At 61.1% G+C, this 21,174-nt stretch carries 24 protein-coding genes; 9 read left to right on the forward strand and 15 right to left on the reverse strand.

Annotated features, from left to right (window positions below):
- The first annotated feature begins 485 nt into the window (after nucleotides 1-485).
- The 5 genes from C4J83_RS20830 to C4J83_RS20850 all read left to right on the forward strand — a co-directional run bounded on the left by C4J83_RS20830 (nucleotide 486) and on the right by C4J83_RS20850 (nucleotide 4,950).
- Complete coding sequence (locus C4J83_RS20830) at nucleotides 486-1,385, forward strand: alpha/beta fold hydrolase (RefSeq protein ID WP_119742473.1); 900 nt, start codon at nucleotides 486-488, stop codon at nucleotides 1,383-1,385.
- A 355-nt stretch (nucleotides 1,386-1,740) separates the two neighbouring features.
- Entirely contained in the window at nucleotides 1,741-2,541 is an 801-nt protein-coding gene (gene sseB, locus C4J83_RS20835) for an enhanced serine sensitivity protein SseB (RefSeq protein ID WP_124418090.1), read from the forward strand.
- Between the two features lie 14 nt (nucleotides 2,542-2,555).
- Nucleotides 2,556-3,146 carry a hypothetical protein gene (locus C4J83_RS20840; protein ID WP_256660617.1) on the forward strand — a complete coding sequence of 197 codons (591 nt, stop codon included), beginning with the start codon at nucleotides 2,556-2,558 and terminating at the stop codon, nucleotides 3,144-3,146.
- Nucleotides 3,147-3,383: 237 nt separating this feature from the next.
- Nucleotides 3,384-3,791: a hypothetical protein gene (locus C4J83_RS20845; RefSeq protein WP_119742467.1), complete on the forward strand. Its 408-nt coding sequence runs from the start codon at nucleotides 3,384-3,386 to the stop codon at nucleotides 3,789-3,791.
- Nucleotides 3,792-3,888: 97 nt separating this feature from the next.
- A complete protein-coding gene (locus C4J83_RS20850; protein WP_124418092.1) occupies nucleotides 3,889-4,950 on the forward strand; it encodes an alpha/beta hydrolase family protein in 1,062 nt (353 codons plus the stop codon).
- Here C4J83_RS20850 and C4J83_RS20855 read toward each other — a convergent pair.
- The 4 genes from C4J83_RS20855 to C4J83_RS20870 all read right to left on the reverse strand — a co-directional run bounded on the left by C4J83_RS20855 (nucleotide 4,929) and on the right by C4J83_RS20870 (nucleotide 7,755).
- Nucleotides 4,929-6,152 (reverse strand): amidohydrolase family protein, encoded by a 1,224-nt coding sequence (locus tag C4J83_RS20855; protein WP_124418093.1) that lies wholly within the window; start codon nucleotides 6,150-6,152, stop codon nucleotides 4,929-4,931. The genes C4J83_RS20850 and C4J83_RS20855 overlap by 22 nt on opposite strands.
- Nucleotides 6,153-6,222: 70 nt before the next feature.
- A complete protein-coding gene (locus tag C4J83_RS20860) occupies nucleotides 6,223-6,462 on the reverse strand; it encodes a DUF2790 domain-containing protein (protein ID WP_124418094.1) in 240 nt (79 codons plus the stop codon).
- Between the two features lie 77 nt (nucleotides 6,463-6,539).
- A complete protein-coding gene (cynS, locus tag C4J83_RS20865; RefSeq protein ID WP_119742460.1) occupies nucleotides 6,540-7,010 on the reverse strand; it encodes a cyanase in 471 nt (156 codons plus the stop codon).
- Between the two features lie 121 nt (nucleotides 7,011-7,131).
- Complete coding sequence (locus C4J83_RS20870) at nucleotides 7,132-7,755, reverse strand: carbonic anhydrase (protein WP_106576592.1); 624 nt, start codon at nucleotides 7,753-7,755, stop codon at nucleotides 7,132-7,134.
- Between the two features lie 111 nt (nucleotides 7,756-7,866).
- Between C4J83_RS20870 and cynR the strand changes: the two genes are divergently transcribed.
- On the forward strand, nucleotides 7,867-8,751 hold the full coding sequence (gene cynR, locus C4J83_RS20875; RefSeq protein WP_124418905.1) for a transcriptional regulator CynR: 885 nt from the start codon (nucleotides 7,867-7,869) through the stop codon (nucleotides 8,749-8,751).
- 14 nt (nucleotides 8,752-8,765) lie between these two features.
- On the opposite strand, the gene C4J83_RS20880 is transcribed toward cynR, so the two are convergent.
- Entirely contained in the window at nucleotides 8,766-8,954 is a 189-nt protein-coding gene (locus C4J83_RS20880; RefSeq protein ID WP_106576590.1) for a DUF1737 domain-containing protein, read from the reverse strand.
- Between the two features lie 277 nt (nucleotides 8,955-9,231).
- Between C4J83_RS20880 and C4J83_RS20885 the strand changes: the two genes are divergently transcribed.
- On the forward strand, nucleotides 9,232-10,620 hold the full coding sequence (locus C4J83_RS20885) for an aminotransferase-like domain-containing protein (protein ID WP_124418095.1): 1,389 nt from the start codon (nucleotides 9,232-9,234) through the stop codon (nucleotides 10,618-10,620).
- Here C4J83_RS20885 and panB read toward each other — a convergent pair.
- Together panB and C4J83_RS20895 are read right to left on the reverse strand one after the other, a co-directional pair.
- A complete protein-coding gene (gene panB / locus C4J83_RS20890) occupies nucleotides 10,608-11,423 on the reverse strand; it encodes a 3-methyl-2-oxobutanoate hydroxymethyltransferase (protein WP_106576588.1) in 816 nt (271 codons plus the stop codon). The two genes, C4J83_RS20885 and panB, sit on opposite strands and share 13 nt — an antisense overlap.
- A gap of 164 nt (nucleotides 11,424-11,587) precedes the next feature.
- Nucleotides 11,588-12,544, reverse strand: coding sequence for a glycoside hydrolase family 6 protein (locus C4J83_RS20895; protein WP_124418096.1), 957 nt, complete (start codon nucleotides 12,542-12,544; stop codon nucleotides 11,588-11,590).
- A gap of 81 nt (nucleotides 12,545-12,625) precedes the next feature.
- Here C4J83_RS20895 and C4J83_RS20900 point away from each other — a divergent pair, with 81 nt between their 5' ends.
- Nucleotides 12,626-12,790, forward strand: a complete 165-nt coding sequence (locus C4J83_RS20900) for a DUF2986 domain-containing protein (protein ID WP_106576586.1) — start codon at nucleotides 12,626-12,628, stop codon at nucleotides 12,788-12,790.
- On the opposite strand, the gene C4J83_RS20905 is transcribed toward C4J83_RS20900, so the two are convergent.
- The 8 genes from C4J83_RS20905 to C4J83_RS20940 all read right to left on the reverse strand — a co-directional run bounded on the left by C4J83_RS20905 (nucleotide 12,764) and on the right by C4J83_RS20940 (nucleotide 20,349).
- Entirely contained in the window at nucleotides 12,764-13,744 is a 981-nt protein-coding gene (locus tag C4J83_RS20905; protein WP_124418097.1) for a GlxA family transcriptional regulator, read from the reverse strand. The genes C4J83_RS20900 and C4J83_RS20905 overlap by 27 nt on opposite strands.
- A gap of 4 nt (nucleotides 13,745-13,748) precedes the next feature.
- The gene (locus tag C4J83_RS20910; protein WP_124418098.1) at nucleotides 13,749-14,291 is read right to left on the reverse strand and encodes a cysteine hydrolase family protein; all 543 of its coding nucleotides are present in this window, start codon (nucleotides 14,289-14,291) and stop codon (nucleotides 13,749-13,751) included.
- Nucleotides 14,292-14,405: 114 nt separating this feature from the next.
- Entirely contained in the window at nucleotides 14,406-15,746 is a 1,341-nt protein-coding gene (locus tag C4J83_RS20915) for an MFS transporter (RefSeq protein ID WP_106576583.1), read from the reverse strand.
- Between the two features lie 171 nt (nucleotides 15,747-15,917).
- Nucleotides 15,918-16,856: a 5-oxoprolinase subunit C family protein gene (locus C4J83_RS20920; RefSeq protein ID WP_124418099.1), complete on the reverse strand. Its 939-nt coding sequence runs from the start codon at nucleotides 16,854-16,856 to the stop codon at nucleotides 15,918-15,920.
- On the reverse strand, nucleotides 16,853-17,617 hold the full coding sequence (gene pxpB, locus C4J83_RS20925; protein WP_124418100.1) for a 5-oxoprolinase subunit PxpB: 765 nt from the start codon (nucleotides 17,615-17,617) through the stop codon (nucleotides 16,853-16,855). Before pxpB ends, C4J83_RS20920 begins: the two co-directional genes overlap by 4 nt.
- 86 nt (nucleotides 17,618-17,703) lie before the next feature.
- A complete protein-coding gene (locus C4J83_RS20930) occupies nucleotides 17,704-18,129 on the reverse strand; it encodes a VOC family protein (protein WP_119742438.1) in 426 nt (141 codons plus the stop codon).
- Nucleotides 18,130-18,239: 110 nt separating this feature from the next.
- Nucleotides 18,240-19,115, reverse strand: coding sequence for a LysR family transcriptional regulator (locus C4J83_RS20935; RefSeq protein ID WP_124418101.1), 876 nt, complete (start codon nucleotides 19,113-19,115; stop codon nucleotides 18,240-18,242).
- A 22-nt stretch (nucleotides 19,116-19,137) separates the two neighbouring features.
- Nucleotides 19,138-20,349 (reverse strand): YeeE/YedE family protein, encoded by a 1,212-nt coding sequence (locus C4J83_RS20940; protein WP_124418102.1) that lies wholly within the window; start codon nucleotides 20,347-20,349, stop codon nucleotides 19,138-19,140.
- A 353-nt stretch (nucleotides 20,350-20,702) separates the two neighbouring features.
- On the opposite strand from C4J83_RS20940, the gene C4J83_RS20945 reads away from it, so the two are divergent.
- Nucleotides 20,703-21,155 (forward strand): MarR family winged helix-turn-helix transcriptional regulator, encoded by a 453-nt coding sequence (locus C4J83_RS20945; protein WP_119742432.1) that lies wholly within the window; start codon nucleotides 20,703-20,705, stop codon nucleotides 21,153-21,155.
- Nucleotides 21,156-21,174 lie beyond the last annotated feature (19 nt).

Consider the following 21,174-nt stretch of genomic DNA (forward strand, 5'->3'; position numbering starts at 1 on the left):
GTCTGACCCTGTTTTTTTGGGGAAGGCCGAGCTGGAAGGGCTGATAGGCAACTAGTATGCTTGAGTCCCTCTAATGATAGGAACCTGACATGGGACATGATCCCTCGTTGCAGATCGAACGCGCCGCTTATGAGGAGTTCGTCTGGCTTTGGAGTCATGGAAGCTTCGAGCATCAGCGACTGGGCCAAGCGTTTTACAACCACTTCAATCTACACAAACTCACCGATCAGGCCGGATTACACGGTCTATATGAGGCCGACGGTGATAAAGCCTCACGCTTGATCTTGAGGCTTTTCCACCTTCACTGAGTGGCAGCTATCGACCCGAAGCGGACGCCATAAATTGCAGGCGGGGATAGTTTTCTGATGTCTTTGGGCGCCGTATAGTGGCAATATTTATTCAGTCAAAGGAGTGGCTATGAACCCGTTAAGCGGCCTACCTGTCGGTGTAAACGTCACTACTCACTGCGCGAAAAGGGCAGTTCAATGCGTGCAAGAATGATTTTTGCCGGGATCGGCACGCTGTTGGCGCTGCTGTCTGCATCGCCAGCCCAGTCTGCGCCCCTGCCGCCAGGCACAGTGAACAAGGGGGGTATCTCGGTGCAGGTACAAGGCTCGGGCACAGATATCATCTTGATCCCAGGATTTGCGTCGTCCTACGAAGTATGGGCAGATTTGGCCTCCAGATTAAGACTCAGCCACCGGCTCCATCTTATACAGGTAGCTGGATTTGCCGGCTCGCCTGCTGTATCCAATCCGGACGGGAGAGTAGTCGCGTCTACGGTCGAGGCGATCGCTGAATACATCCGCAGCCAGCGCATCGAGTCGCCGGTCATCATCGGGCATTCGTTGGGTGGCGAGGTGGCACTCATGCTAGGTGCTCGTCATCCTGATCAAGTGGGACGCCTGATGATTGTCGATGCGATGCCCTTTTACACTTTGCTCTTTGATCCCTCCGCGACCAGTGAAACGGCGGCCCCGCATGCGGCTGCAATGCGTGATGCAATGTTGGCGGCAACGCCTGAGCAGGCGCAAGCCATGCAGCATGCATCCATCGCCCGCCTCGCCAAAACTGAAGCGGTCAGGCCAGGCCTGGTCGCGGCGGGGTTAAACTCGGACCGAAAGACCATGGCCGATGCCATGTATGAATTGATGGTCTCAGACCTCCGGCCTGAGCTTGGGCACATTAAGGTGCCGGTTGAGGTCGTCTACGCCTACGATGCGCTTTTCGGCGTAGAAGCGTCCCACGTCGATGCAATGTTCCGTAACGCCTATGCTTCTACCCCAAACATCAGCTTCAGGCGCCTTGACGGCAGTTTTCACTTCATCATGCTCGACCAGCCCGAACTGTTCGCCAGTGCTGTCATCAAGTTCCTGAACCAGTGAACGGCGACGGAGTTGCCAGAGTGGTGAGTCGCCGTAAAACGGTACAGGATTCGTAGCCGTGCTTGCAGGTCACCGACCGTCCGCTTTTGGCCGATTGCTGCCCTCCGTAAAGGGCAGCTTAGGGTCGAGAGCAGCCTATCTCGCAGCGCATAACGCCATAAAAACCGGGTCAGGCCACCCTTTATAACAGTGGTCTGACCCTATTTTCTCGAGGAGCTATCCTTGAAGACCGTCCAGCGTGTCTCTGCGTATGCTTCAAATTTATTAGCCCCCTGTTCTTCCCGTTTTCACAGTGGCGTGAAAAACTGCGCGCACTTTGCCGCTCACCTTTTTGTCTGTTTCGATGGAACTGCTGATGGACATCATGGATACCCAGCAAGAAAACAACCTCGAAAAATCACTCCGGCTGGCGGCGAATGAACCGGCTCATCGTCCAGACTTTTTCAAGACTTTGTTGAATTCCTCCGTCTACGTCCTCGGCACTGCCGGCGTTGGCGAAGGTCAAGTCAACATCGAGTCTGGTAGCAACATCAGCATTGCGCACTGGCAAAAACCTGACGGCTGCGCAGTCATCCCGTTTTTTTCTTCGTTGCAAACACTCCAAAGATCCATAGATAGCAAAGAATCCTACATAGAGATCTCGGCCAGATCGCTGTTTGAAATCACACTAGGCACCCCTCTTTTCCTCAATCCAAAGTCTGCTTACGGCAAAGAGTTTTTCCCGGAGGAAGTGCGCCATCTGCTCTCTGACGGGATCGGCCAGGAGCCCGTGCAGCGCACAGTAGAAAAAGACACCAACGTGCTGCTCGGACAGCCGTCGCACCATCCGTCGAAGATGGTCAACTCGCTCACGCAATTACTCGCCAAACATCGCAACGTAAAGCGTGCATTTCTGGCGTTGATGCATGACGCATCGTCTGATCAGAAGCCTCATCTGATCATTGGTATTGAAGCGGATGGGGATATTGAACGGGTCATGCGCGAAGCCGGTAACGTTGCCGGGGATAGCGCTCCGGATGGCGAACCCGTTGACCTCTACCGCGTTCACGCGGGGGAATCAGGCCTTAGCGATTACTTCCTCACACAAACCGCACCCTTCTATGAACGAAAGTCGGCAGGCTGGCTGCGTTCATTGCTTGGCTTTGGCAAAGCGTGACAAGGATCAACTCCTTGCTAACCGCAGAGCAGGCCTGCGAAATCGTGCTTAGCCTGTTTGACGGCGTCATGAGAGATGGCAAACCTGAGCGTTTTGTCATTCAGTCATGTGAGCTTTCCGGCAACGGTGATTACTGGGTTATTCGCAGTAACAGTGAGGATTACGTCGTCCACGGCATGACGGAGTTCTGCTACGTCGGCGTTAATGCGCACTTGATCAACGTCATGACGGGAGAGCGTGAGACGGTCGTCAGTTGCATGAGTGTCGATGAATATCTGCAAGACAAATACGATCTGGAGGCAGCGTCGGGCAACAAGTATGTACTGACCCCAGCAATTGACCGAGGCGACAAACCGGCTCTGGTCAATTTGCGTCGAAAGCTGCAGTGCACTTACCCGCAAACCCTTGCGTTGCTGACGGGCAAACAACGCTATTGGCTCACAGGTAAACGCAGGCTGCTTGAAGACGCGCAGCGACTGCTTTTCGAACAAGCCATAGCCACCCAAATTGAGTTAGTGCTTGATGCCGGCGAAGCGGTCGCCATCGGTGTCGAAACCTGGCACATAGAAGCGGTATTGAGGGCTGTGCGCGAGAGGTTGTGCTGAATGATTGGCGAACAATGAGCGAGGTGAAAATTCAGCGAATCCCATTCTTTGTCGGTGGAACATGCGTTTCGTGATTTGACCGTATTGGGTCTAAAGCCGGCTATCTCGCAGCGCATACCACCATAAGCCAACAGCCCCCCGTGAAGCCAAAGCACCTCGACCAGATATCAAACGCTTCACACCTATAAAGCTGGTAAAAACACACCAACCAAACCCCATCTTTCTCGGAACCTCGCCATGCCGCGCCTTCTCCCCCTTCTGCTCTTGCTTCTACCCAGCCTGGCCCACGCCCTCCCCGTCCTGAAAGACACCACGCTCTACACCACCACCGCCCACGACTGCGTGGACGTCAACCTGGCCACCTGGCAGCATCCCACCCGCACGTTACTGGAGAAGAACAACTTTCAGCTCGAACGCATCCAGCTGTGCAACGGCGGTCATTACCCGATTTTCCAGGTGCAAGCGCCCTACGACCCACGCGGTCAGACCAAGGATTTTTTCCTGCCGTTGTATGAGCACATGCGTAAGGCCAACGGTAAATGGCCTTACGCATTGGTCGACAGCAGCGACGCGGTGGTGGTGTACGTCAGCTACCCGAAAGACGATGAGATCTCCCTGGATTACGAGGGTTTCGAAGCGCCGTAGAAGCGCGTTTCAATCGTCGCAGGTGACCCGGCAGGGGATGCATTGCGAGGGCATTTCAGGTAATGATGCGCCACCCACATCAAGGACGATAAAAACAATGAAAACCGCGCTGCGCGCCCTGTTGCTGCTGTGCCTGTCCACGCCCGCCTTCGCTGCCGAAAGCCCGGTGGGCTTCAAGACCGCCACGCTGCCCGATGCCACACACCAGCGCCCGCTGGAACTGGTGGTCTGGTACCCCGCTACCTCCACAGCCCAACCCAAGCTGATCGCCGACAACGCGGTGTTCATCGGCGCCCTCGCCGTGCCCGACGCGCCACCGGCTGCCGGCGAGCATCCGTTGGTGGTGCTGTCCCACGGCTACGGCGGCAATTGGGGTAAACAGGTGTGGCTGGCCAGTGCCTTGGCGCACAAGGGTTATATCGTGGCTGCGGTCAATCACCCCGGCACCACCACCAAAGACCGCAGCCCCCAAGCCGCCGCGCAACTGTGGCTGCGCCCGGCCGACCTGAGCCGCGCTATCGACGCGGTCCTGGCTCAGCCGCAGCAATTTGGCGCGGTTGCGCCTACCCGGATTGCTGCGGTGGGCCACTCCCTCGGCGGCTGGACCGTGATGGAAATCGCCGGGGCACGCTTCGACCCCGACCTGTTCAGCCGCGACTGCGCCGAACACCCGAAGTTGGGCGGCTGCATCGGCTACCAGCAGATGAACCCCGCCGCCACGCCCGCCGGCAAGGCCCAGTTGGCCGCTGACTTGAGCGACAAACGCATCACCGCAGTTGTGTCACTGGACCTGGGCCTGTCGCGGGGCTTCACCAGCGCCAGCCTGGCCGCACTGCCGGTGCCGGCGCTGGTGATCGCCGGGGGCGTGCCAACTGAGGACATGTCGCCCGAATTGGAATCCGCCGACATGGTCAAGCGCATGCCAACACCCTCCACGCAGTACGTGGAGATCAGCGACGCCACGCACTTCAGCTTTATGCCGATCTGCAAGCCGGGTGGCATGGCATTGATTGAAGAAAGCTCGCCGGGCGATGGCATGATTTGCCGGGATGGCGAAGGCGCGCGGCCACGGGCGGTGATTCAGCAGCAGGTGGTGGCGCTGATCAGCGGGTTTCTGGCCAGGGCAAGCACGCCGGGTCAAAAAACCACCGAACGCTGACAGGCCGATGTCGCCACGATCTTCCCGCGCTTGAGCACCATCAACCGCGTCGGTAAATCGAGAATCACATCACTGACTGCGCGCGTATCCAACAACACCAGGTCAGCAGCCTTACCCACTGCCAACCCGTAGTGCTTCAAGCCCAGCGCTTTGGCCGGGCTTGTGGTGAGCATCGACAACACCGTGGCCTGGTCGTCCGCCCCGCCCAGGTGGCAGGCAGGAATTGCCAGTTGCGCAATATTGAGCAAGTCGCCGGTGCCAAACGGGGTAAAGGCGTTGCGAATATTGTTGGTGGCCAGGCACACATTCACGCCGCCATCACGCAGGGCCCGCACCGGTGTCAGCGTGCGGCGCACGTTATGACTGTCGCCGCGCGCACCGAGGTGCAGGTCGGTGGCAGGCAGGCACATGACGCTGATGCCAGCCTCGCGGATCAGCGCAATGATCTCGTGCTGTTTGTGCGGTGGCACGGCGCCCAGGCTTGTCAGGTGGCCGACACACACGCGGCCTTGATAGCCTTCCTGAAGGGTCTTGCGCGCGAGGTACTCAATGGTCATGTGTTCGGCGTGGTCGGCGAAGTCCTGGTGCAAATCGATGTCCTTGCCGTAGCGCTTGGCCAGGGCGAACACAAAGTCGATATGTTCATGCGCCGAGTCATCGTTGTAGGGAATGCCGCCCACCACATCGGCGCCCTTTTCCATGGCCTCGACCATCATTTCCCGCATCCCTGGCAGCTTCAGGATGCCTTCCTGAGGAAAGGCGACCACCTGAATATCGATGACGTCGCGAAATTTCTCCCGCAGTTCCAGCACCGCATCAAACCCGGTGAAGCCTTGTACAGGGTCGAACTCGGCGTGGGCACGCACATGAGTAGTGCCGGCTTGCACCAGCGCACGTAAGACCTGGGTGGAGCGCTCCAGAATGTCGTCCCGGGTCAAGCTGGGTTTGAGTTCGGCGGTCACCGCAATTGCCTCTTTCAACGTGCCGGAGCGATTGGCCTTGCGGTGCATGACATGGGCTTTTTCCAGGTGCAGGTGGCCTTCGACAAAACCGGGTATCAGCACGTTGCCCTGACCCTGAATTTCCTGCTGGGCATGCGCTGAAATGCGAGGCGCAATTTCAATGATTTTGCCGTCGTGCACCGCCACGTCCATCAGCGGTTGTGCGTCGTCGACGCGTACGTTGCGAAAGATTAAATCCATGGGTATGGCCCTCAAGTTGCTGCCCTCAGGCGCACCGGGCGCAGCGGTAAAAACACAAACAATGGGTGGCTTAACCGTTGGAACAGCCGTTACCCATCACGTGGTATTCAAGAATGTGCTGCTGGCCCTTCGAGTCTTCGTAAGTCATGCGCACAGGCACCACTGCGCAGACGTCTGCAATGTCGCTGATGGAAATGACGTGGGCGATGTCCAGGTGCTGGGCATAGCTGTATTGCTCAACCGGAAGCAGCTGGTCGGCCATCGCCGCGCTGCAAAAAAACCCAACCACCAGTGCAAGTAACGCTTTCATGCTCAGATAACCTCTTCGACATCGTGAGGAGAGTGGAGCCCGGCGACCAGGCGCCGCCGGGCCCTTTGCGGACGTGATCAGAACGGTTTGGTCGGCAAGTACTTACCATCCAGGGTGATCACCGCGCGCGAGCCGCCGTCCGGGTCTTCAACCTTCTTGACGTCGAGCTTGAAGTTGATCGCGCTGATAATGCCGTCGCCAAACTTCTCGTGAACCAGTGCCTTGAGCGTGGTGCCGTAGACCTGAATCATTTCGTAGAAGCGGTAGATGGTCGGGTCGGTCGGGATGCCGTTGCCGATGCTGCCGCGCACGGGGATGGTTTGCAGTAGCAGCACAGCGTCCGCGTCGAGGCCCAGGGTGTCGGCAACGGTTTGGGCGGCGTCGGCCGGCAGCGGGTGTTGGCCGAGCAACGCAGCGGTGACGAAGGCTTCGTGCAGGCCGGTGCCCTCGGCGATCTGGGCGAACGACAGGTCTTTGCGGGCCTTGGCCAGCAGGATGACGTCGGTCAGGGCAAGGCGAGTGTTCTGGCTGATGTGTGATTGGATCATGGGGTTATCTCCGTGAGTAAAAACAATGGGTAAAACGGTTGATGGGGAAAGCGCCAACTATCAACTGTGGGAGCTGGCATGTCGGATCGCCGCACCGCTGCAATGCAGACACCTCGGTGCATCAGGCAGGGTAATCGGCCAGCGGCACGAAGGTGCCGGTGCGGCTATCGAAGGCCTGGATACAGCCGCTTTCGATGTCGTAGACCCAGCCATGCAGGGTCACGCGCTTCTCTTCGAGTGCCAGGCGTACCGAGGGGTGCGTCTGGATATTGGCCAATTGCGCGATCACATTTTCGCGGACCATGGAGGCGACTTTGGCGGGCTGGTCGACATGCTGGCGAGCCTCGTTGACCACCCGGCCGGAGTCGGCGTAGCGCAGCCAGCTGGCCACGGCGGGCATGTGGTCCAGGCATTTGCAGGTGGCGATAGCGGTCATGGCGCCGCAGTCGGAATGCCCGCAGATCACGATGTCGCGAACCTGCAAGGCCGCGACGGCGTATTCCACTGACGCCGACACGCCGCCCGGCTCCGGGCCGTAAGAGGGCACGATATTGCCGGCGTTGCGGATGACGAACAGGTCGCCCGGCTCACGCTGCGTGACCAGCTCGGGCACCAGACGGCTGTCGGAGCAGGAGATGAACAGCGCGCGTGGGCTCTGCTGGTTGGCCAGGTCTTTGAACAAGCCGGCGCGCTCAGGGAAGGCACTGCGCTGGAATTTCAGGAAACCGTCGATGATGTCTTGCATGGGTAACTCCTTTGAATCGCGATGCGATGGAGCAAAGGTTACGGAGCCCGTGCAATAAGGTAAAAGTCTTATATATGATCCTGCACATTAGATAATCTTATGAGTACAAATATGCTGGCACGCCATATCCACTACTTCCTGGCCGTTGCAGAACACCAAGGCTTTACCAAAGCGGCGGCGGCCCTGCATGTCTCGCAGCCGGCACTGTCCCAGCAAGTGCGGCAGTTGGAGGAGAGCCTCGGTGCCCAGTTGTTTGATCGATCCGGTCGCCAAACGCGCCTGACCGATGCCGGCGAGGTGTACCTGCGTTATGCGCTGCGGGCGGCGCAGGAGCTGCAGCAAGGCAAGCGCGCGATTCATGACGTGGGCGACCTGAGCCGGGGCACGCTGAGGATTGCCGTCACGCCGACGTTCACCACCTACCTGGTGGGGCCGCTGGTGGAGGCCTTTCACGGCCGCTATCCAAACATCACGCTGAACGTGCGTGAGGTTGCCCAGGAACAGATGGAAAACCTCCTGCTGGCGGACGAACTGGACGTGGGGATTGCGTTCGATGAGGTGCACGCGCCCGACATCGACGCCACGCCCCTGCTGGTCGAAACCCTTGCGCTGGTAGTCGGCAAGCAGCACCCGCGGGCTGAGGAGCGGGTTATTGGGCTGGAGGCGTTGGACGGTGAATCACTGATTTTGCTGGGCAAGGAATTCGCCACCCGCGAGCAGATTGACCGCTATTGCAGCACGCACGGCATTCGCCCACGCGTGGTGATGGAGGCCAATGTGATTGGCGCGCTTATTGAGGTGGTGCGCCGGACTACGCTGTCGACGCTACTGCCCGCCGCGATTGCGCGGGCGCATCCAGAGTTGGTGGCCATTGAGCTGGGGCCGCAGCGGTTACAGCGCACCGCCGTGTTGATGCAGCGCAAAGGGGGTTATCAGCCTGCGGCGGCGCGAGCGTTTTTGGCGCTGGCCAAGAACGTCGCCGAGGGGCTGACCTGACAAGGCAAACGGGCCTACTTACCAGGCCCCCAAACAATGGCCTGAGCCACCACGACGTACTCGCCGTTGAAGGTGGCCGCTGGCGAGCCATATAACTGATAACCCAGCGCAAGGGCTTCAGAGACGCGGTGACAAAACGCGGCGTCATCCTTGCCCGTCAGTAGCCGGTAAACAGGTAATCCATCGGGCGGCGAGGTTTGCATGGTGTGGTTTTCCTGGTCGACATGAAAGTATCAGGCCCCAACGCATCGTACGGCCCGTGAACGAATCGACAGCAGCATCCATGATTTCAAGCTTCGGCTCAAATCTGCCAATCCGATAAGCACAGCGGCACGCGCGCTCGTCAGGAATGTTAAGGGTGTACGGCTTGATGATGGAGGGCTGCCGTTGAGTTCCGTATCACATCGTCTTGAGTAATACTGGCCCGGCCCCAATCCCGATGTATTCCCCGTGTAACCTGGTCGAGTAGCGCGAGTAGTCATGGATAGAACTAAACACAGCGCGTTCGCTTATCAGGCGGTGTACCGCTACCTGATCGAGTTGATCGACGCCGGCCCGCCAGACGGCGAACGCAAATTGCCATCTCTGCGCCAACTGGCCGAGCGCCTGGGTGTGTCAGTGTCGACCACCAAGTACGCCTACGCGCTGCTTGAAGATCGAGGGCGGATCTACGCCAAAGCCAAGTTCGGCTACTTCACCCGATCGCTACCGGCGCCGTTATTGACTGAAGGCACATCAAGCCTGCTCGACCAGGTGTTTGCCACGGCCCGCCAGCCCGGGATGCTGGCGCTGAGCAGCGATGCCCCGGCGCTGCTGCTGTCGCTGGAACACCCGCTGCTGATGCTCGAACGCGAACTCACCCGCCAACACCCGCGCTCGCTGGCGCCGCTGTACCTGCCGTTCGGCGAGCCCGAGTTGCGCACCGCATTGGCCGAGCGCTACACCCAATCCACCGACCATTACTGGCAGGCCGACCATGTGTTTATCGGCTCGGACTTGCACGCGGTGTTGGACGCAGCGCTCAACGCGCTGGACCTCGCCGGCACGGTGGCGTTGGTGGAGTCGCCGTGTTCGTGGGCGATCCTGCGTCAGCTGCAGGCAGCGAAGATCCGGGTGATCGAATTGCCCCTCGACGCGCACGGGCGGTTCGACCTGGCCGCGCTGGAAGGAGTACTGAAGCGGGCGCCGATTCGATTGGCGGTGCTGTCGTCGACGGTGAATATCCCCCAGGGTGGCGTGATGCCCGCGCAGGATAAACAGCAGATTTGCCGCTGGCTGGCAGAGCGGGATATCTGGCTGTTCGAAAACGACACCTACGGCGAGTTGTATTTCGAGCCGCGACCTGCGCGCTATCGCGACTTTGCCGACCCGCAGAAGCTGTTGGTGTTTTCGACCTTCGACAAAGTCATCGGCGCGGAAGCGCCTTATGGGTACGTACTGAGTCGCGGGCAAGGCTCGCAGTTGCAGCGAGAGTTTCTCAAGCGCGGGTTCCGCCTGTCGCCTATCCGTCAGAAGGCGATCGCCAAACTGTTCACGTCCAAGCGTATCGACCCACATTTGAAAGCGCTGCGGGCACTGCTGCACAAGCGCATGACCCAACTCGACGCGCTGCTGAGCGAACACGATCAGTGGCAGGTACACCGCCCCCACGGCGGCGCGAGTTTCTGGCTTGAGGCTTCGCCCGCCGTCGACATGCGCAAGGTATTCGAGCGTCTGCGGGCCGAGCGCATCGTCATTGCGCCCGGCGAGCTGTTCAGTCAGCAAGGCGCCTGGCGCCATCACCTACGCCTGAGCTACACCCTCGACTGGGGCAAGGATATCGCCCAGGCCGTAAACCTGCTGGCCCAGGCGATGCGTCAAAGCCCGTAGCAATGCCGCGCCTCGGGGAAACGCCCGTGGCGTACGTCATCGGCAAAGCGCTCGCAGGCATCGCGAATCACCGCGCCGACATCGGCGTACTGTTTGACGAAACGTGGCAGGTGCTCACCGCTCAGGCCCAGCACGTCTTCGGTGACCAACACCTGGCCATCGCAGGCGGGCGAGGCGCCGATGCCGATCGTCGGCATTTTCGCGTCCTGGGTAATCTGCCGGGCCACACCTTCGGCCACGCCTTCCAGCAGCAGGCTGAAAGCGCCCGCCTCCAGGTTGGCACGCGCATCTTCAGCGATCACCGCAGCGGTTTGGATCGTGAGGCCCTGCGCCTTGAAGCCGCCCATCACATTCACAAACTGCGGCATCAGCCCCACATGGGCCATCACCGGAATGCCGCGCGCCACCAGAAACTCAACCGTGCTGGCCAAGGCCTGGTTGGCTTCCAGCTTGACGGCGTCGCAACCGGTGCGCGCCAATACCTGGGCGCAGTTGCGAAACGCCTGCTCGTGGGATTCCTGGTAGCTGCCAAACGGCATGTCGGCGATGACACAGGCCAGGCGCGTGCTGTCGACCACTGCGCGAGTGTGGCCGATGATTTCTTCGAGCTGCATGCTCAAGGTTGAAGGCCGGCCATAGCCGACCATGGCCGTGGAATCACCCACCAGAATGAAGTCGACCAACGGGTCGATCAGCGTGGCGATGGCGCTGGAATACGCCGTCAGGGAGACGATTTTCTGCTGGCCTTTCATCGCGACCAGTTGCGGGACGGTGATGCGTTGGGTGCGGGTATGCGTGCTCATCAAATGCCTTCCGTTTGCGCTGAATACCCGGCCTGATTATTGGCAAAACAGCCGGTGATTCAATGCACAGATCGGCGCTGAAAAGCGACCCAGATGCCAAGACGTTCCGTTGTGGCGAGGGCCGTTGCGCGTTCGCCAACAGCACCGGGGTCACGCAGAGGGGTTTATTTGCCCTCGATCAACCGCAGCGCCAACGGCGCGCTGAACGTGCCGGCCGCCGGCCCACCATGGCAGTCGGCGATGGGCGAAGAGGCGCCGTCCGAGTTGCCCGGCAGCTTGATCCACAGCGCCAGCAGGTTGGGCGTGACGGCGTGCGGCAGCATGCCCAGCTTGCGTGCAGGCGGGTTGCACCAGTCGCCAGGGACGGCGCCGTTGCCGTTGCGGCTGGTATCGACGACCACCGCCTTTGTGTAGGCGTGATTGGCAAAGAGCCTGGCGTTGATCCTGTCGGCGTAGTCACGGGATTGATCGAGCGTGTAGAAATTGGAGACGTTCAGCGCAAAACCGCGTGCGTTTTTTATCCCGGCCGCATGCAGGGCATCGGCCATCTGCGCGGCGGGCTTCCAGTGCGCGTTACCGGCGTCCAGGTACACGTCGGCCTGGGGCGCGCGTTGCTTGAAAGCTGCGACTGTGTAGTTGAACAGCGCCAGGCGCTCGTCTCGCTGAGACTGACTGAGGCACTGCATGTCCGGCAAGGCATCGGGCTCCAGGATGATGATCGCCGGTTTGCGGCCAACGCCGTTGATCAGCTGGCCAATCCAGGCGCGATACGCTGTCGCATCGGCCGCGCCGCCTGCAGAGGCGCCGCCGCTGCAGTCACGGTGCGGCAGGTTGTAGGCGACCAGGATCGGTGTGGCGCGGGCCGTGGCGGCGGCGGATACGTAGCGCTCCACACGCGCCTCAAGCTGATCGCTGCCCTGGCTGCTGCCGGTCAGCCACAGGGCACTCGGCACCTGCGCAATGGCCACACGGATGATTGCCGCATCGGCCGCCTGCGGGTTGTGTTTTAACCACTGAGCAGCGGTCGATTCAGGATTGACGTAGAAAGCGTCGCCGGCGTGCGCAGCCGGTAGCACCGCTAACACCACCAGACCGGCAACCCCAACGATGAACCTGAGCATAGGTTGACTCCACAAGGCCGAGGCCTGACGCACTGCCTCAAGCTGATATCATGCGAACACTTACCCGCTGAGTAGCACACCATGAACCGCCAGAAAAAACTGCAGCAGCTCTTCAAGGCCAAAGCGAAAAAAGCCAGCGCCAAATTGGCCCCTAAGAGCAAAGATAAATACATCAGCAAAGCCGACCGCGCCAAACTCGAAGCCCAGGACGATCAAGCGTCAACCACCACCGACACGCCCAGCTGACGGCGTCCCCGCTTCATATTTGCCCCAGATACGCCGCAGATGCCGCGCCGAACCAAAGCCCGCGCGCTCGGCAACGGTTTCAATGTCCAGGGTCGATTCAACCAGTAATTCACGCGCCACGGTTAAACGCAGGGTGTGCAGATAATCCAGCGGACTGATGCCGACGTGTTCGTGAAACAGTCGCGCCAGGTGCCGGGTGCTGGTGCAGGCCAGGCTGGCCATACGCGCGACGGTCCACGGCTCACACGGGTCGGCAGCGACGGCGTCCTGCACCCGATGCACGGCGGGATGCAGGTGGTTGCGCCCGGCGATCCAGGCCGACAGCTGTGGATCGGCGCCGCTGCGGCGCATGTACACCACCATGTCCCGTGCAACCGCGCAGGCCAGTCGCGGCCCGGCCAGCTCGGCCACCCAATGCAGCATCAGGTCGATGCCGGCAGTGACGCCGGCGCTGCAACTGATGTTGCCATCGGTGACGTACAAGCGGTTTTCCAGTACTCGAGCCTTGGGCGCCAGGGTTTGCAAAGCGGCGCACAGCGCGTGGTGCGTGGTGCATTGGCGTCCGTCCAGCAGCCCGGCGCGGGCAGCGCTCAAGGCGCCCGCACAGACGCAGACCAGCTTCTCGCCAGACGGCGCGAACACCGCCTGCAGCCACTGGGTCAGCACGCTGCTGGCCGCTTCAAATGCCTGCTGCCCCGCCTTGCTGACCTTGGATGTAGAGCCCACCAATACCACGAGCGTGCCCGGCGCCAGATTTGGCGGAAGCGGCGCCAACCCGGTCAGGGGCAAGCCGATGGACGTTGGCAGCGTTTCAACCGGGCTGACGTATTGCAAGTCGAACTCAACGGCCGTCGAGTCCTCGACCTGAGTGGCCAGGCGCAGCACTTCGGCGGGACCGGCCAGGTCCAGCATCAGCACGTTGGGCAGCAGTACAAACAGCACCGGCACGCTCACGGGGTCAATCCTCCAATGCCTGGGCGACCGTGACGATGCGCGCAAAGCGGCCTTCCAGCACCAGCTCCGTACGCTCGCGTATTTCGGCTGCGGTATAGACCCGGCCGCTGCGCGCGTGGGTCATCGGGAAGGTCAACGTCGCTTCGCTGACAAACTCCACACTGAGGCCACTGTCCGACGCCTGCCGCGTGGTGGTTTCACAGCACTGTTCGGTGCGGATGCCGCTGATGATCACTGTGGTCACTCCCATTTCCGTGAGCCGCGCCGCCAAGGGCGTGCCGGCGAACGCGCTGTGAAAGCGCTTGTGAATGACCTGGTCAGGGTTGATCGACAACTCGCTCAATGCCCGAACATTGCCCGAGGCCAGCGAAAAATGCCCCTGGTCTTCCACATGGAAGACTTGTATCACCGGGATGCCCTGTTGAACACACCCATCAATGAGGGCCTGTTGCTTTTCCAGGTAACCCGGCAGGTCATTTTCGGACCAGTAGCTTGAATGGCGGAACGAATGCTGGGCATCGATAACAATAAGGGCTTTGCGGCTCATGAGGTGTCCTGTTGGCGTGCAGTTCAGTGAGTGATGCAAGCCATACTAGGCAGTGCGGCACGCGAGCGACAGGCACATGACGGACCACATGCGGACGTATTCGGACATTCATTCTCAGCGGCGCAAAGCGCCTTGGGAGGTTTCACGCAAGGTGGTCAAGGCAATCAACGCACAGACCGCCGCGCCGGCCATGAAAAACCCCGGGATCAGCAAATTGCCGGTCGAGCCGATCAGTGATGTGACGATGTAAGGCGTGATCCCGCCGCCCAGGATGGCGCCCAGATTGATGCTGATGGCCATGCCGGTGTAGCGGACCCGAGTGGGAAACTGCTCGGCATAGGTCGGGTAGCCCACCGACTGGATCACCGGCATCGGCAGCGTCGCCACAAAAAACGCCAGGACCGCGATGAACAGGCTGCTGTTGTTCATCAACACCATCATCGGAATCACCAGTACCGCATAACCGACAAAGCCGATGGCCAGGGCTTTCTTGCGCCCGATGCGATCCGACAGCCCGCCCCAGAACGGCATCAGCGCGGCCATGCACAGGCTGACGCCGGCGATGACCCAGTAGATCTTGGACTTCTCGAAATGCAGGTAGGTGGTCAGGTAGATGTTCATGAACACCAGGCCGATGTAGTAGCCGGCGTTCTGTGCAAAGGCGAACACCACCACGCGCAGCACCGCCGGCAGGTTCTGCGTGAGCACCTCCTTGACCGGCGCGGTGGGCGGCTTTTCCACGGCAAGAAAGGCTTTGAACTCAGGCGTCTCCTCGACGTTGTGGCGCATGATGCACGAAAAGATCACCAACGGAATCGCCAGGAAAAACGGGATACGCCAGGCCCAGGCTTGCAGCTGCTGCGCATCGACCAGGCCGGTGGTGATGCCGCAGATGATCGCTGCCATCGACCCGCCAATCGCAACACCCACCGGCGTGAACGCACCGTAGAAACCACGGCGGCCCTTGGGTGAAGACTCGGCCAGAAAAGCCGCAGCCCCAATCACCTCGCCGCCGGCGAAAAAGCCCTGCGCCAGCCGGATCAGCACCAGCAGGATCGGCGCGGCAATCCCCACGTGGGCGGCCGTCGGCAACAGCCCGATCATCGCGGTCGCGGTGCCCATTCCGATGACGGTGCTCAGCAATACTTTGCGCCGACCGATGCGGTCCGCCAGCCGCCCGAGCAGAATGCCGCCCAACGGCCGAATCAAGAATGCGCTGCCAAACACCGCCAGCGTGGCCAGCAATGCGGCGGCGGCGTTATCGCTGGGAAAAAACAACGGCGCGATAATCGTCGCCATAAAGCCGTACACACCGAATTCGTAATACTCCACTGCAGTGCCCGTCGCGGCAGCGATGGCTGCCCGCTTGGCGATCCTGGTGGCGCTGCTGTCAGCGGTCTTGTCGAACTCGCCCAAACGCGGCGATGGGATGGGAGTAGCGATCACGCGAGACATAAACACCTTCCACTCTGACCGTTGGTCATTTGAGTTATTGAGGTGGACAGTTCCACCCAGAAGTAAACCCGTCAGGTTGCGAGGGGTTTTAATGCTCGACAGTAAGAAATGTGAACGTGGGCTTAATCATCTAGCGCTCCTGTTTTTATTATCGGTAGCGACGGCTTTTGCTCAGTGGGCGGCCTCCAGTCGTTCCAGCGCGTGTGCACGCGCCACGAACAACGCTTGAGCCGTGGGTAAGTCAATCAGCGAAAATCGAATCTCATCGCCGGGCAACAGTTGCGCAAGCCTGGGTAAATCCACACTGGCCACCTGGGCGATGCGCGGGTAGCCACCGGTGGTTTGCCGGTCGGCCATCAGCACAATCGGCTGACCGCCGGCGGGCACTTGCACGGTGCCGAAGGCCACGCTTTCGGACAGCAGCTGGCGGGGCTGCGTCAGGTCCAGCGCGGCGCCGTCCAATCGATAACCCATGCGATCCGAGGCAGCGGTCAGCTGATAGGGCTCATGCAGGAAGTCATGGCGAGCCGTTTCGGTGAAGTCGGCCCATTCGCGCCCCGGCAGCACCCGAATGGACGCGGGACGTGTCGGCGCGCCAAGCCGCCAGCCCGCAGGAATATTCAACCGCACGGGGTTTGCGAACGATGAGCAAATGGGGATCACATCGCCGGCTTGCAGTGCGCGCCCCGACAGCCCGCCAAACCCTCCCCGGCTATACGTGCTGGCGCTGTTCATCACCGGCGTGAGCAGATAACCGCCGGCCACGGCCAGATAGGCCCGCGCGCCGTACTCACGCGTCTCGAAGCGAAGCATCGCGCCCGGTTTGATACGCACGGCGCGCCCGGGTTGCAGCGCAACGCCGTCCAGTCGCGCGCCCAGGTCAGCCCCGGCCAGGGCGATCAGCGCCTGTGCCTGAAAGCACAAGACCGGGCCTTGAAGGGTGATTTCCAGGGTCGCAGCGGTGGTCGGGTTGCCCACCAACAGGTTGGCCAGCGCATGCGCGTCCTGGTCCATGGCGCCGTTGACCGGCACGCCCCAATGCTGGAAGCCCACGCGGCCGATGTCTTGAAAGGTGGAAAACAGACCGGGCCTGATTACTTTGATGGTCATCGCTGCGCTCCGGCCAGTTGTTCAAATTCACGGGCGGTGATGGGCACGAAGCGCACCTGATCGCCACCGCTCAACAGGCACGGCGGCTGATTGGCCGGCGAAAACATCGACAACGGTGTGCGGCCTACGATGTTCCAGCCACCTGGCAAATCAGTGGGGTAAATCACGCTCTGACAATTGGCCAGGCCGACGCTGCCGCGCGTGACCAGCGTGCGCGGTACGGCGCGGCGCGTCAGTTTCAACGCAGGCTCGTGCATGCCGATATAGGGATGGCCCGGTGCGAAACCGACCATCAATACGTCGACCCACTGCCCGCTGTGTGCGGCGATGACTTCGTTGGGCGTGATGGCGCAGGCGTTGGCGATGTCCAGCAGATCCGGCGCGTAGTCGCCCTCGTAGCACACCGGGATCTCCAGGCGTTTGGGTGTGATGCGTGCCAGGTTGTGCTGTTGAGTCAGGGCGTTTTCCAACACCTGGGCAATCGCGTCGTAGGGCAATAATTCGGGGTACAGCCTGGCGATGATAGGCGGGGCATAATGCACGCCCACGGACACCATCGCCGGGATCACATCGGTCACGCCGCCAAGCAGCCCACGCGCCAACAGGTCATGCAGCGTGGCACTGAACGCCACGGCACGGCGGTTGGCCTGCGCGCTGAACAGCGTTGCAAACACTACCACGATGCAGCTGTCGCCACACGGCTCGAACTGCCAGCGCTGTTCGGCACGCACAGGCCGAAAATCACAGTCAACGTCAGACATCACGTCACTTCTCTCATGCGGCAGGCATGCAGCTTCACGTCTTATTAACGCCGTCGCTCGGGTGGCGACGGTCGCGCGGATGGCAACTACTTGGCGAACAACTGGCTCATGTCCTTGAACGCCTTGAACTCCAGCGCGTTGCCGCACGGGTCAAACAGGAACATGGTGGCTTGCTCGCCGACCTGGCCCTGAAAGCGGATGTAGGGTTCGATCACAAACCGGGTTTCACGCGCTCTGAGCCGATCGGCCAGGGCTTCCCATTGGTCCCAGTGCAGGATGATGCCGAAATGCGGGACCGGTACGTCATGACCATCGACAGGGTTGGAGTGCACCGATGCCTGGGATTCCGTCTTGGGGTGTTCGTGGATGACCAACTGGTGCCCGTAAAAGTCGAAATCGACCCATTGCGCGCTGGAGCGACCTTCGCGAAGGCCAAACACGTCGCCGTAGAAGTGGCGGGCGGCGGCGAGGTCGTAGACGGGAATAGCAAGATGAAAGGGCGAAAGGCTCACGGTGGCTACCTGCGGGTTCTGTTATTCAGAACTCGATTCTTCACCAGAAAGACCGAGCGATAAAGCGCATATCTTTCGTCCTGAGCCTCAATTTTTTCGATGCTCGCGCCCTACTTCGGCGCACCGAGCACTTCCATGATGCACGCCCTGAATAACGCGAAGAGCGGCAGTTGACGCTGGGTGTACTTGGTGAGCAAGACGATTTCGCGATGGAAGGTCAGGTCGTCCAATCGCAAAACCCGCACGTCGCTTTCGTGTTCCAGCCACAAGCCGGCCAGTGGCACCAGGGACACGCCGAGGCCGCTGCGGACCATCTTGACGATGGCGTCCAACTCATCAAGCTCAAGCGCCTGCTGGGTCTGGATCTTTTGTTCCTTGAGAAACTGCGTGACCTGGCGGCCACCGAACGAGCCCCGGTCGTATCGCACAAACGGCTGCTCGCGCAGGATCTGCAGCGGGTCATCGCCCGGCACGTCCTTGGCGGTGATCAGCACAAAAGGCTCGCGGGCGATGACCTCGACATTCAGGTCCTTTGGCAGGTTGAACGGCGGGTGAATCATGATCGCCAGGTCCAGTTCACCGGCATCGACCTGGCTGAGCAGGTTCAGCGAAACCCCCGGCACCAAATTGACTTCAATAAACGGCGCCCGCTGTTTGAGGGCCACCAGCGCCTTGGGCAGGATGCCGGTCTGCACACTGCCGATGGCGCCGATGCGCAACGAACCGTGGAAGTTGTTGGCCCTGTCGGGGGTGCCCATGCGCGAGAAAATATCGAGGATTTCCTCCGCCAGCGGCACCGCGCGCTGCCCGGCCGAGTTGAGGGTGGCCGAGCGGCCGGTGCGGTCGAACAGCTTCACCCCCAGCGCGTCTTCAAGGTGCTTGATCTGCGCGCTCACGGCCGATTGCGTCAGCCCCACCTGCTGACCGGCAGCGGCAAAAGTGCCGCGCCGCGCCGCGCTGACGAAAGTCCTCAGTTCTCGAATCATGCCGCATACCTCACTGGTTCGTTCAGCAGCCGCTCAACGCCACCTGCGGCCGCTCGCCCGCAAAGAAGAAGGGACGCAACCGCACGCCCACGCTGTTACCGATAAACGCCGCCACCAACCAAACCCAGCCATGCAGGCTGCCCGAAGCGATGCCGCTGAAGTACGCGCCGATATTGCAACCGTATGCCAGACGCGAACCGTAACCCAGCAGCAAGCCACCGATCACCGCCGCCACCAGCGAGCGCGCGGGGATTTTCAGGCTGGGCGCAAAACGCCCGGCCAGGCCGGCCGCCAACAAAGCGCCGAGAACAATACCGATGTCCATGACGCTGGTGATGTCTTCCCACACCGGTGCGGCCAGGGCCTTGGCATTGCCCGGCACCTGCCAGAACGCCCAGCTGGCCACGTCCACACCCAAACCGCTGGCGACCTTGGCGCCCCACAGCGCGAACGCCGAGGTAATGCCCCACGGCCGCCCAGCCAGCGCCAGGGTGGCGTAATTGAGCAGCGCCAGGCCTATCGCGCCCCATACCAAGGGCCACGGCCCGCGCAGGAAACGGCGCAGGCCGCTGTGTTCGCTGGTCACGCCCTCTTCCAGTTGGCCGTGACGGCCCTTCTCCAGGCGCACGGTGACGGCTGCAATGATCGCGAACACCGCCAGGCTCAAGAGCAGCGCCGGTACGACGCCGAAGCTTTTGACGATGGACACCGCAGGAAACGCCGGCAGTGCAAACCACCAATCGACATGGTGGGTGGCGATCAACGAACCGCAAATGAAGAAGAACAACGTCACCAACATGCGCGCATTGCCGCCGCCCACAGTGAACAACGTGCCCGAGGCACAACCGCCGCCCAGCTGCATGCCGATGCCGAAGATGAACGCGCCAAACACCACCGACACGCCGGCCGGCGCCACCAGCCCGACCACCGGCTGACCCAACAGCGTGCCCGCCCCCAGCGCCGGGAAAAACAGCACGACCGCCACCGCCAGCATCACCATCTGCGCTCGCAAGCCGGCGCCACGCCGATCATTGATGAACACGCGCCAGGCGGAGGTAAAGCCAAAGGCGGCGTGATACAGGGTCAAACCCAGTGCCGCGCCGACCACCAGCAACAGCACCTGGCGTGAGCCGACACTGCTTTGCAGAAACACGGCGCCCGCCAACAGGATGATAAAAGCCACCAGCGGCGCGATAGGCTTGCGCGCAGGCGTCAGGGAAACAGAGGTGCTCATGGGGTATCTCGGTTTGAGGGTGTGCAAGGTGCGGTGAGTATAAACCGAGGGGGTCGGTGGATCGTCGTGTAAATGATCTGTGAGGGGTTGAGTCGTGCAGGTTTGCTGTCGCGAGCGGGTCTGCCTCGCGTAGGACTGTGAAGTGGGCCAGTGCGGGGGGTGCGACGTATTAGTTGAAATGCGCTGCGGGTTTTGACGGCCGCTTCGCGGCCCAACGCGGGGCAAGCCCGCTCGCCACGGGGTTATTAGCAGCCGCCTCCACGGGTGCACATAGGCATGCCATGCGCGATTTATGAAAAAAAATTAATACAGCCAAACTGTACAGTTTGACTGCAGGGCGCTACGGTTAAGGCATGACCGAGCCCTCCCCGACTGCCGACACTCCATCCGCCGCCACCCTGGCCGCCGAACTGCGCATCTCATTGGGCAAGCTGATCCGCCGCCTGCGCGAACAGACTCACCCCGATGATTTCACCACCGCGCAAAAGTCGGTGTTGCTGCGACTGGACCGTGATGGCCCGACGACCGTGTCCGCCCTCGCCCGCGCTGAAAGCGTGCGGCCGCAGTCGATGCGCATCACCGTGGCCGGGCTTGAGGCAATGCAAGCCGTCAGCGGCAAGCCGGACCCATCCGATGGCCGGCAGACGCTGATCGAACTGACGCCCGCCTTGCGCAAACACCTGACCCAAAGCCGCGCCGCCAAAGACGATTGGCTGCTGCACGCGCTGCAGGAACAACTGTCGCCCCAGGAACAACACGAACTCGCCGCTGCGGTGAAACTGCTGGAGCGCCTCGCCGACTTTTGAATCACCCGATTGAGGAAAT

The organism is Pseudomonas sp. LBUM920, assembly GCF_003852315.1.
In the GTDB taxonomy this organism is placed as follows: domain Bacteria; phylum Pseudomonadota; class Gammaproteobacteria; order Pseudomonadales; family Pseudomonadaceae; genus Aquipseudomonas.